This window comes from Selenomonas sp., assembly GCF_052169755.1.
In the GTDB taxonomy this organism is placed as follows: Bacteria; Bacillota; Negativicutes; order Selenomonadales; family Selenomonadaceae; genus Selenomonas.
In genome coordinates this window covers 1-10,000 of record NZ_JBQNBV010000076.1, presented here as the reverse complement: position 1 = coordinate 10,000, position 10,000 = coordinate 1, and the positions used below count along the sequence as shown (strand labels likewise).

At 53.6% G+C, this 10,000-nt stretch carries 13 protein-coding genes; all 13 read right to left on the bottom strand.

What is annotated here, in order from left to right:
* Positions 1 to 265: hypothetical protein (locus tag ACTTKG_RS06650; protein ID WP_442673450.1), on the bottom strand; the 265-nt coding region annotated here is incomplete at its 3' end.
* Positions 266 to 442: 177 nt separating this feature from the next.
* Positions 443 to 643, bottom strand: coding sequence for a hypothetical protein (locus ACTTKG_RS06645; protein ID WP_442673449.1), 201 nt, complete (start codon positions 641 to 643; stop codon positions 443 to 445).
* A gap of 109 nt (positions 644 to 752) precedes the next feature.
* A complete protein-coding gene (locus ACTTKG_RS06640; protein ID WP_442673448.1) occupies positions 753 to 1,664 on the bottom strand; it encodes a tyrosine-type recombinase/integrase in 912 nt (303 codons plus the stop codon).
* A gap of 708 nt (positions 1,665 to 2,372) precedes the next feature.
* Positions 2,373 to 2,555, bottom strand: coding sequence for a 30S ribosomal protein S21 (rpsU, locus tag ACTTKG_RS06635; RefSeq protein WP_006193396.1), 183 nt, complete (start codon positions 2,553 to 2,555; stop codon positions 2,373 to 2,375).
* Between the two features lie 117 nt (positions 2,556 to 2,672).
* A complete protein-coding gene (locus tag ACTTKG_RS06630) occupies positions 2,673 to 3,020 on the bottom strand; it encodes a histidine triad nucleotide-binding protein (RefSeq protein WP_442673447.1) in 348 nt (115 codons plus the stop codon).
* Positions 3,021 to 3,134: 114 nt separating this feature from the next.
* On the bottom strand, positions 3,135 to 4,430 hold the full coding sequence (gene mtaB, locus ACTTKG_RS06625) for a tRNA (N(6)-L-threonylcarbamoyladenosine(37)-C(2))-methylthiotransferase MtaB (protein WP_442673446.1): 1,296 nt from the start codon (positions 4,428 to 4,430) through the stop codon (positions 3,135 to 3,137).
* Entirely contained in the window at positions 4,381 to 5,130 is a 750-nt protein-coding gene (locus tag ACTTKG_RS06620; RefSeq protein WP_442673445.1) for a 16S rRNA (uracil(1498)-N(3))-methyltransferase, read from the bottom strand. Before ACTTKG_RS06620 ends, mtaB begins: the two co-directional genes overlap by 50 nt.
* Before the next feature lie 32 nt (positions 5,131 to 5,162).
* Entirely contained in the window at positions 5,163 to 6,098 is a 936-nt protein-coding gene (gene prmA, locus ACTTKG_RS06615) for a 50S ribosomal protein L11 methyltransferase (protein ID WP_442673444.1), read from the bottom strand.
* Positions 6,099 to 6,185: 87 nt separating this feature from the next.
* Positions 6,186 to 7,526: a lipase family protein gene (locus ACTTKG_RS06610; protein ID WP_442673443.1), complete on the bottom strand. Its 1,341-nt coding sequence runs from the start codon at positions 7,524 to 7,526 to the stop codon at positions 6,186 to 6,188.
* Between the two features lie 115 nt (positions 7,527 to 7,641).
* The gene (gene lepB / locus ACTTKG_RS06605; RefSeq protein ID WP_442673442.1) at positions 7,642 to 8,163 is read right to left on the bottom strand and encodes a signal peptidase I; all 522 of its coding nucleotides are present in this window, start codon (positions 8,161 to 8,163) and stop codon (positions 7,642 to 7,644) included.
* An 84-nt stretch (positions 8,164 to 8,247) separates the two neighbouring features.
* Complete coding sequence (gene rplS, locus ACTTKG_RS06600) at positions 8,248 to 8,589, bottom strand: 50S ribosomal protein L19 (RefSeq protein WP_442673441.1); 342 nt, start codon at positions 8,587 to 8,589, stop codon at positions 8,248 to 8,250.
* Positions 8,590 to 8,781: 192 nt separating this feature from the next.
* Positions 8,782 to 9,498: an amino acid ABC transporter ATP-binding protein gene (locus ACTTKG_RS06595; protein ID WP_442673440.1), complete on the bottom strand. Its 717-nt coding sequence runs from the start codon at positions 9,496 to 9,498 to the stop codon at positions 8,782 to 8,784.
* The coding region (locus ACTTKG_RS06590; protein WP_442673439.1) for an amino acid ABC transporter permease at positions 9,485 to 10,000 on the bottom strand (516 nt) is incomplete at its 5' end. The genes ACTTKG_RS06590 and ACTTKG_RS06595, both read right to left, overlap by 14 nt.

The window sequence follows — 10,000 nt, the reverse complement described above, 5'->3', positions numbered from 1 at the left end:
CGAAAGCCTCTCCTATTGCATCTATCGCATCTGCATACATTATGAAGCCTACAGGGAAAGCAAATAGCCCCCGGATTATTTCCCTCTTCGCAAATTCTTGCAGCGCAACATTAACGACCGCTACTCCAAGCGTCATAACAATGGGAATATGTGATACGAAAGAGAGCGTGACTGATAAAAAAACATTCAACTCGTATTCGCGCAACTTAATAAAAGTTCCCGTGAATATTCCCGCGTACACGATAGTAAGCATAAAAACAATCATGATTAAGCTCTCACTTCATCTTTAGTGGTATAGAGAGAAACTTCCCTTTGCAATCCTGATCTTAACAAGATTATCGCTCCTTTATTATATCATACTCGCATAGTATAAAAAAAGAAATACCGTCGCGATTTACGACGGTATCCTTTTAGATGTCTCTTTAGCTTTAAAAGACTCTTTTTACGCTTCCTTCATATATGCCCGTTCTTCCTCGTATGCCGCTTCTCCATAAAGCTCTTCTACGACTTCTTCGATATCTTCAAGAACACACATCCAGTCGTTTTCATCGTCATAAATCTCGCCCTCGTAAATATCTTCAAGCCGTTTCATGACTTTATTTTGCCAGCCGTTATCTATAATCACGTCAAAAAGTTCCCGCATGATGTAATCATAGTATCTTGAATCAGCCTTTTTCATCGTGAGCAAATGACTTATGATCGTACTAAGTTTAGCCTTCTTCTTGATGTATCACATTTTTCATTCCCCCGTTTTATATGTCTTTGAAAATATCGCCCGCACGACGATTCAATTCTTCGTTTGTATGCAGGTATCGCATCGTCGTCGTAAGCTGCGAGTGTCCTGCACGCATCGCGATTGTACGAATGTCGATACCGCGTGCGCCCATGATAGAAATGTTCGTATGCCGTAAGAGATGCATCGTCAGACGTTCTATCCCGCTCTCTCTCGCTATAATGTCCATCGCGTGACGAATGCTTTCAGGATTCTGCGGCTTGTTCTTGTTCCGCTTATCAGGAAAAATATGCGTTCCCGTCGCGTATTTGCGGCGATGTTTTTTAAGCATATCGAGAATATTTTCAGATACGGCGATCGAGCGCGACTTTCCTGATTTCGTACTCTTTTCTTCCATCTTATTACCCAAGTACGCAATAGCTTTCTTGACCTCTATATAGCCATGCTCCCAATCAATATGCTCCCATTTGAGAGCGCATAACTCTCCGCGTCTCATCCCTGTAGCGAGAGCCAGACGAATGTAGACTGGCATGTTATGTGTCTTCGTCCAAGGATCACGGTCATAGACATCCGTAGCCTCGATCATACGTTTTACTTCATCTTCTGTCAGCGGCTTTTTCTCTTCTTGTATGATCGACGGCTTCTTGACAAATTCGCACGGACTTTTCTTCACGATACCGTCGCGCATGAGTTTCCGATAGGCGTTAGAAATCACGTTGGCAGCCTTATGAACCGTGCTTGCGCTGTAATTCTTCCCTAGCTCGACATAGAATAGCGCGATTTCTCTCGGCGTGATCTCATCGGGACGCTTGTCCTTGAAGAAAGGCTTGATATGCTTTCGAATCGTGTTGCGCGATGCATAGAGCGTTCTCTTTCCGATTCGCTCGACAAATTCCTTTTCATGAAGGTAGTCCCCTTCGAGATAATACACGAAGGATTCTTCTTTGTGGCGAGTAGGTTCCGGCGGCGGATTGTTCACCTCGTTATACTGTAAAGCTGCCTCTCGTAACTCACAGAGCGTTTTCTGTGCATCTCTTTTTGAATCCGCGAGGCGACTGATACGGCGCGTCTCTCCCGTGTCGAACGTTAGGACAAGTTGCGCGACATATTTTTTATCTTGTGTTCGTCTAGAAATACTCCCCTTTGATACTTTTACGACCTGCATTTTCATCATCTCCCTTTCGATTTTTTATACGTTCGATGTTAAAAATTGCATGAAATGACGACAAAAAATGCAACGAAACAAAAAAAGCCGTGAGAATCCGAAGATTCTCACGACATGTTTCACCCTTGATTTTACTAACTTTGAGCGTATTTTCCCAGTGGATTTTTATACTAGGACGAAAGACCTGTTACCAAGGATACGCTCTGCCGACTGAGCTACATCAGCAATATTCGTTAGTATAGCACTAATCCGATGACGTTACAAGAGGTTTTACAAAAATTTCTTGCGAAATGCCCAGTCTTGAACCTCGATCATTTCTTCCTAGCGGATTCCGTAAACGTCCCATCGTTCTTTTCGTAATTTCATCGCAGAAAAATGCTCTTTGCGATTTTACGAAAAATCCGCAAAGCACAGCTTTGCGGATTTTTACATTTAGAGGTTCAAATTCTCTCGCACAATTCCATTCACAAGCGATTACGCGCGGAACTTGCGCTTGCGCGCCGCCTCGGACTTCTTCTTGCGCTTGACGCTCGGTTTCTCGTAATGTTCACGTTTCCTAACTTCTGCCAAAGTACCAGCCTTCTGGCAAGTACGCTTGAATCTGCGGAGAGCACTGTCGATCGTTTCGTTCTTTCCTACTTTGACCTCATTTGCCATTGTTCTTCCCCCCCTCCACTAGATTTGGGGCGCACGGGAAGGCAGGCGTAAAATAATTGCCAACTCTGCATCGTGCACCTTAATATTATACATGATTTCCCTTTTCGGTGTCAACCATCAACCGGGCGGCCATTGCATTGAGCGTCCTCCCAAGAGATGAAAGTGCAGATGCCCGACGGTCTGCCCGCCTTCTTCCCCTGTGTTGACGACGAGGCGAAAGCCTTTTTCCGCAAGTCCGAGTTCCTTTGCAATCTGCGGCACGACGTCGACGTGGATATGAGCGACGAGCGCCTTGTCGTCTTCCGTCAGACCGAGCAGGCTTTCTATATGTTTCTTCGGGATGATGAGCACATGCACGGGCGCCTGCGGCTCAAGATCCTTGAAGGCGATGACAGAATCGTCCTCGTAGACCGCCGTCGCAGGAATCTCTTTCGCCGCAATACGGCAAAAAATGCAGTCTGCCATCTTTTCCACCTCCCTTCGAAAATTATTTCGCCTTTCGACCTTATTTTCATCATTCGACCTTTGCGACAAAAAACCTTCCAGATAGAAAAATATTCAGGATTCAGGATGCAGGATTCATGTATCCTGCATCTCACCCCAAATGCCGTCACGATAGAGTTGCACGAGGTGCATGTTGTAAATCTCTCCTGTCTGAACGGGCGCATCCGTATAGACGCGAATGTAGTTCTCCGTGAGACCGTCTGTGACGCCCTCGCGCTGTGTCTCAAAGAGGACGGGCATCGTCCTGCCGAGAAAGTCGGCATGAAACGCTTCGCTTTTTTTTGCAGCGAGCGCCTGCATACGATGTACGCGTTCTTTCTTTACCTCCTCGGGCACCTGCGCGGCGAAGGCTGCCGCCGGCGTGCCGCGGCGCGGCGAGTAGGGAAAGACGTGCATCCGTGCAAAATTCATGCACTCGACGAAAGCAAGGCTCTCAGCGAAAAGCTCGTCCGTTTCGCCCGGAAAGCCCACGATGATGTCGGTCGATATAGCAATTTCCGGCACGGCGCGCTCGACGCGCTCGATGAGCATGGCAAACTTCGCCGTATCATAGTGGCGATTCATCGCGCGAAGCACTTCGTCCGAACCCGCCTGCAGCGGCAGATGCAGGTGTCGTGCGAAGCGCGGCTCATCCGCCAAAAGCGCCAGCAGCTCGTCTGACAGCTCGACTGACTCCAAAGATCCCAACCGCAGCCGCTTGATCCCCGGCAGCGCAAGCACTTCGCGCACAGCATCAGCGAGCGTCACATCGCCGAGATCACGCCCGTAGCAGCCGAGGTGGATGCCCGTCAAGACGATCTCCTTGAATCCCATAGCGAGGAGCTTCGCCGCCTCGCGCCGCACGCTCGAAAGGCGGCGCGAACGCACAGGACCGCGTGCATACGGAATGATGCAGAATGAACAGAAATTCTCGCAGCCTTCCTCGATCTTCAAGAAAGCGCGTGTTCTCGCAGGCGCACCGAAGAGCGGAATATCCTCGAACTCCGATGTGTGCATGATGTCGCCCGTGCCGTCAAATACACCGGTTTCACGCGCTGCACGCTCGACATGATCGACGATTCCCACACGCTCCTTCGTGCCGAGCACGACGCGCACACCTTCGATCGCGCGGATCTCTTCCGGCGACACCTGCGCGTAGCAGCCCGTCACAGCGATGACAGCACGCTCGTTCAATCGGCGTGCACGGCGAATCAGCTGACGCGACTTCCTTTCGCCGAGACTCGTGACGGAGCATGTGTTAATGACATAGACGTCTGCCGTCTCGTCGAAGGGTACAATCGTATAGCCGCGCTGACGGAAAAGTCCTTCCATCGTCTCCGTTTCAAACTGATTGACCTTGCACCCCAAGGTCGTCAATGCTGCTTTTGGCAAATCCCAAATCTCCTTTTTCATACTGCACAAGCGAGATCGCAACAATCGCTGCCGTATCGACGCGCAATATGCGCTGTCCGAGCGTCACGGCGACGAAACCGTGCGCTGCCGCATGCTGCGCCTCTTCCGGCGCAAAGCCGCCTTCAGGCCCCACGAGCATAAAGATGCGCTGCACCGCAGAGCCTCGGAGCACGGTGCGAAGATCGCGCTGCTTCTCCGCTTCATAGAAGAAGAGACGCAACGCCGCCGCATCGTTCGCCTGCGCTGCAAGCGCGGAAGGCAGCAGCGCAGCAGGCGCAACCTCGGGAATACGCGCACGCCCGCACTGCTTGGCAGCCTCTGCCGCAATCTTCTGCCAGCGTTCACGTCGTGCCTGCGCTTTCTTCTCGTCGTAACGCACGACGACATTCTGACTGAGCAGCGGGCGGATGCGCGTGACGCCAAGCTCTGTCGCTTTTTGCACGATGAAATCCATGCGGTCGCCCTTGGGCAGGCATTGGAAAAGCTCAATCTCTGCCAGAGACTCCGCCGCCTCTTCCAAACGCTGCACGAGACGGAGCTGCACCTTGCCTCCCGCAAAACCTGCGACCTCAGCCTCCGCCGAACCGCCGGCGCCGTCTGCAACAAGCAGTCTCTCACCAATCTTGGCGCGCATGACATGGTGCAGATGATGCGCATCTGCGCCCGAGACTTCCATCATGTCTCGGATCTCACATTCTAAGAATACGCGTCTCATGCGTCACCTCTGACGATGACGGCTGCCCACCCCTTCTCCTCTTCGATGCGCTCGACGTGAAAACCGTGCCGGGCAGCGGCTTTCGTCACATCGTGCAGGCGATCTTCGATGATACCCGAAAGGAGCATCCAAGCACCCGCTGCAAGGCTTTCTTTCACTTCACCGAACAGGCGCATGATAATGTCGGCGATGATGTTCGCTATGATGAGATCCGCCTTGCCCTCGACACTTTTCAAGAGGTCGCTCTGCCCTGTGCGCACGACATTCGCCACGCCGTTTTGCCGCACGTTCTCGGCGGCGATGCGCACGGCGACAGGATCGAAGTCCACGGCTTCAACGCGCCCCGCCCCGAGCTTCGCCGCGACGATCGAAAGCACGCCCGACCCCGTGCCGACGTCGAACACCGTCATGCCCGGTTTGACAAGCGTTTCGAGTGCGCGAATGCACAGCGCCGTCGTTGTATGCTGTCCTGTGCCGAACGCCGCACCCGGATCAAGCTCCACGACGATCTCCTCGGCTTTCGCCTCGTAGTCTTCCCACGTCGGTTTGATGACCGTGCGTTCGCCGATCTTTTCCGTATGGAAAAATTCCTTCCACGTTTCCGACCAATCCTCATCGGCGACCGCCCGCCACGAAACCGTACCCGCGCCTTTATCCACGCCGTTCGCTGTCAAAGCAGCCAAACGTGCGGCGAGGTTCTGCAGCTTTCCTTCCAACGCATCATCCATCGCCCAATACGCCTTGACCGTCACGACCTCCGTCTCATCGCTTTCCTTGAGGTCCGTATAATCCCAAAGACCCGAACGAATATATTCATTGAGGAGCGCGGGATCCTCGATGACTACGCCCCCGGCGCCCAATTCCTGCAAAATTTCCGATACAAGCTCCATCGCCTCGTGCGACGTATCTATGCTCACTTCCACCCACTGCAAAAAGCATCGCTCCTTTCTATGAACATCATACAATACCAAAGACTTTCGCGCAAGAAAAAGCCCCCGCCCGTAGGCAGGGGCACGCTCTCATTCGGTCAATCCAAGCGCCGCGCTGCGCGTCGCGCCGCCCTTGTAGGCGAGGTAGAGAAACGCCTCGATCGCGGGCAAGCCGCCCGTATTCGTGCTGCGTTCCTCCAGCGAAAGCAGCCGACCGTCGCTGTCGTAGATTTGCTCCTCAAGCGTCAGCCGGAAGCTGCCGTGCTTTTCGCGCAGCAATTTACCGGAAAAATGCTCGACGAGGACATATTTGCAGCCTGCGGCGCGTGCAGCGGCAAAAAGTTCTTGCTGTTCCGCTGCCCCCGCTTTGGAAAACACCGTAGGCGCGTAGCGGATATCAAGCGCATCATGCACGGCACGCGCAATGTACGGTGCATCTTGCGCCAAGGTTTCCGGCAGATCAAAGGACGGCGCAGCGACATAAAGACCACCGGAAAGCGCCTGCGGCGTACCGCCGAGCAGCTCATGCGCCGTCTTTTCCTCTGCTGCATCATAATAACGGCGCAGCGCTTCATCAAAATAGAGCGCCATCTCATGATTAAAACGCTCCTCACGCGTCTGCGGCTTCCAGACAACCTTCTCACCAAACTGTACGAAGCGCTTGCTTAACGATTGCAAAATTCCTGCGACAGGATCATTCTTCATGACGATGCGTGTGAAATGGAACTTCTTTTCGTAAACTCGTGCGAAGCGCTCATTGCCGACGGCAGGCGCACCGAACGTGATGACTTGCAGCTGATCCGCAGCCACGCCAAGATCCGAGAGCCGCGCCGCCGTCAAGAGCGCCGCCGCACCGCCAAGACTGTGCCCCGTCAGATAGAGTACCTCCGTGGGATTTGCCTTGAGCTCTTCTGCCAGCGATTCACCCGCCGTCATATCGCCGAACTCCGGCATCGTTTCCGTAAAAAGCGCCGCCGTTACGAAATCGTTGAATCCCTTATGTACACGCGGCACATCTGCTGTACCGCTTCCGTCCCCTTCGGCAGACTCCGCAGAAGCGACATCGCCGAAAGGGACGGAAGCGAGGCGCAGATCCACCTCAATATCCTTTTTATTCTCCGTACCCGGAAAAGCGAGCATGACTACACGCCTGCCGTCCGCAAGCGTCTTACGCGCCAAGTGGACACGTCCGTCCGCCGCATGTGTCGCTGTGCTGCGGCTGTAGAACTCCCAATCCATTTCCTTGAGCCAGCTGCGCACGAGAAGTCCGCCGTCATCTGCATAAGAAGCAGATGAAACGAGAGCAGCGATCAGGCAGAACTCCGGCTCTGCCCCCGCTAAAGCAGATTGCGGGAAAAGCATCAGGCAGAAGAAAAGAATCCCCCATGCCATCGTTGAAAAACGCTGCCGTACGCATACCCCTTGTTTCATCGCATCCTCCCCGTCGCAGCAAGATCCCGTTTCGACGAGTGTATGACAAAAAAAGAGGAAAATCAATAGAAGCCGCATTAAGAACGACTTTTATTGATTTTCCTCCTGCCATGTCTCAAGGTAAGGACTTCGCCTCGGCAACGGGCCAGAACACGACCATCGCTTTGCCCTTGACGAGATCGTAAGGAACGAAGCCGACGTCAGCAAAGCGGCTGTCTTCCGAATTGTTGCGATTGTCGCCCATGACGAAGATATGTCCGGCGGGAACCGTTGACAGAGGATAGTTCGTCAACGTCTTTTCCAGGATGTAGTCCTCATTCAAAAGCTGCTGGTTCAAAAACACCTTGCCGTCCTTGATCTCAATCGTATCACCGGGCACAGCGATCACGCGCTTGATGAAGTCGCGGCTCGGATCGCGCGGATAGCGAAAGACAATGATCTCATTGCGCTCAGGCTCGCGCATACGATAGATGAATTTATTGACGACGAGACGCTCGCGCGACTGCAAGGTAGGGCGCATGGACGGCCCATCCACGACGTAAAGCTCTACGATGAACTGACGGATGACGAAAGCGAGCACGACGGCAACGACGATAGCCACGAGCCAATCCTTGACTTCTTCCCCTAACGAACTCATAAAATACCTCCCAAAAAGGAAATAGGGACTGCAAAGGAAAAATACCTCGCAAGTATCTCCTCGGGCAGTCCCCATGATGTGCTTTTAGCGTCTCTCGCGAATGCGTGCCGCCTTACCTGTGAGGTTACGCAGGTAATAGAGCTTTGCGCGGCGCACAATGCCGCGGCGCATGAGCTGGATCTTGTCCAAGCGCGGCGAATGCACCGGAAAGGTACGCTCGACGCCGACGCCATAGGAAATGCGGCGCACAGTGAACGTCTCGCGAACGCCCGTGCCGGAACGCGCAATGACGACGCCTTCAAATACCTGAATACGCTCACGCGTACCCTCGACGACCTTGACATGCACACGCACCGTATCGCCGGGTGCGAACTCGGGAATGTCCGAGCGCAGCTGCTCCTGCTCCAAAGCCTGAATGATGTTCATTGTTTTTCCTCCTTAAATCTCAGACGTTCGTAAGAGAGCCATTCTCCCCCAGCGGACCGCCCGTATGCTTGCCTATTCTATCACAAAGAGCAAGACATTTCAACTGTCTGCACAGAAGTTTTTGTGAAAGAGCGCTCTCGCCGCCTTATCCAAAGCTCCCGCTGCAAGCAGCGCCGTAAAGGCACGATGCCCTCAGAGCACTTTCGACAGGAAGTTCTTCGTTCTCTCCTCCTGCGGATGCTCAAAGACTTCCTTCGGATCCCCCTGCTCGATGATCCTGCCGTCGTCAACGAAGAGAAGCCGATCGCCGACCTCCCGCGCAAACCCCATCTCGTGCGTGACAATGACCATCGTCATGCCCTCCGCCGCCAAAGAGCGCATGACATCCAAGACTTCCTTGACCATCTCAGGATCAAGAGCACTCGTCGGCTCATCGAAGAGCATGAGACGCGGCTTCATCGCGAGCGCACGCGCGATGGCGACACGCTGCTGCTGTCCGCCCGAAAGCTGCTCGGGGTAAGCGTCCGCCTTATCCGCAAGACCGACCTTCTCCAAGAGCATCCGCGCGTCCTTCTCGGCATCCTCGCGTGCAGCCTTTCGCACCTTTCGCGGCGCAAGCGTGATATTTTCCATGACCGTCTTATGCGGAAAGAGGTTGAAGCGCTGGAACACCATGCCGACCTCGGCGCGCACCTTATTGATGTCCGCCGCCGAAAGCTCCTTGCCGTCAATGGAAATTTTCCCCTGCGACGGTACATCCAGATAGTTTATTGAGCGCAGAAGCGTAGACTTACCGGACCCCGAAGGACCGATGATGACGACGACCTCTTTGTCCGCGACTTCGAGATCAATGCCCTTCAAGACGAGGTTATCGCCGAATGCTTTGTAAAGCCCCTTAATGCTTATCATCGGTTCTAAACCTCCGTTCGAGATATGCTACGAGCTGCGAAATGGAGAGCGTCATCACCAGATAGATGACAGCGACGCACGGCCAGATTTCCAAAGAGCCGTAGGTGCGGGCGATGATGAGCTGTCCGCTTCGCGTCAGCTCCTCGAAGCCGATGACCGATACGAGCGACGAGTCCTTCAAGAGCGCGATGAACTCGTTGCCGATCTGCGGAATGACACGCTTGACCGCCTGCGGCAAAACGATGTGCCACATCGTCTGCATCCACGTCATGCCCAAGGAACGTCCGGCTTCCATCTGCCCCTTGTCAATCGACTGGATGCCCGAACGAAAGATCTCAGCGACGTAAGCGCCGCTGTTGATACTGCACGCCGTGATCGCCGCGAAGAACGGATCGACGCGCTGCCCTGAGATGACGGGAAGCGCAAAGTAGATCAAAAAGATCTGCACCAAGAGTGGCGTGCCGCGCAAAAAGTTGATGTACGCCATCGCCAAAAGGCGCAG

Excerpts from the sequence above, each read along its gene's own strand:
- rpsU (WP_006193396.1), bottom strand. The coding sequence starts at position 2,555 with ATGGCAAATGAGGTCAAAGTAGGAAAGAACGAAACGATCGACAGTGCT.
- ACTTKG_RS06645 (WP_442673449.1), bottom strand. The coding sequence starts at position 643 with ATGCGGGAACTTTTTGACGTGATTATAGATAACGGCTGGCAAAATAAA.
- rplS (WP_442673441.1), bottom strand. The coding sequence starts at position 8,589 with ATGAACATCATTCAGGCTTTGGAGCAGGAGCAGCTGCGCTCGGACATT.
- ACTTKG_RS06630 (WP_442673447.1), bottom strand. The coding sequence starts at position 3,020 with ATGGCAGACTGCATTTTTTGCCGTATTGCGGCGAAAGAGATTCCTGCG.
- ACTTKG_RS06595 (WP_442673440.1), bottom strand. The coding sequence starts at position 9,498 with ATGATAAGCATTAAGGGGCTTTACAAAGCATTCGGCGATAACCTCGTC.
- ACTTKG_RS06610 (WP_442673443.1), bottom strand. The coding sequence starts at position 7,526 with ATGAAACAAGGGGTATGCGTACGGCAGCGTTTTTCAACGATGGCATGG.
- lepB (WP_442673442.1), bottom strand. The coding sequence starts at position 8,163 with ATGAGTTCGTTAGGGGAAGAAGTCAAGGATTGGCTCGTGGCTATCGTC.
- ACTTKG_RS06620 (WP_442673445.1), bottom strand. The coding sequence starts at position 5,130 with ATGATGGAAGTCTCGGGCGCAGATGCGCATCATCTGCACCATGTCATG.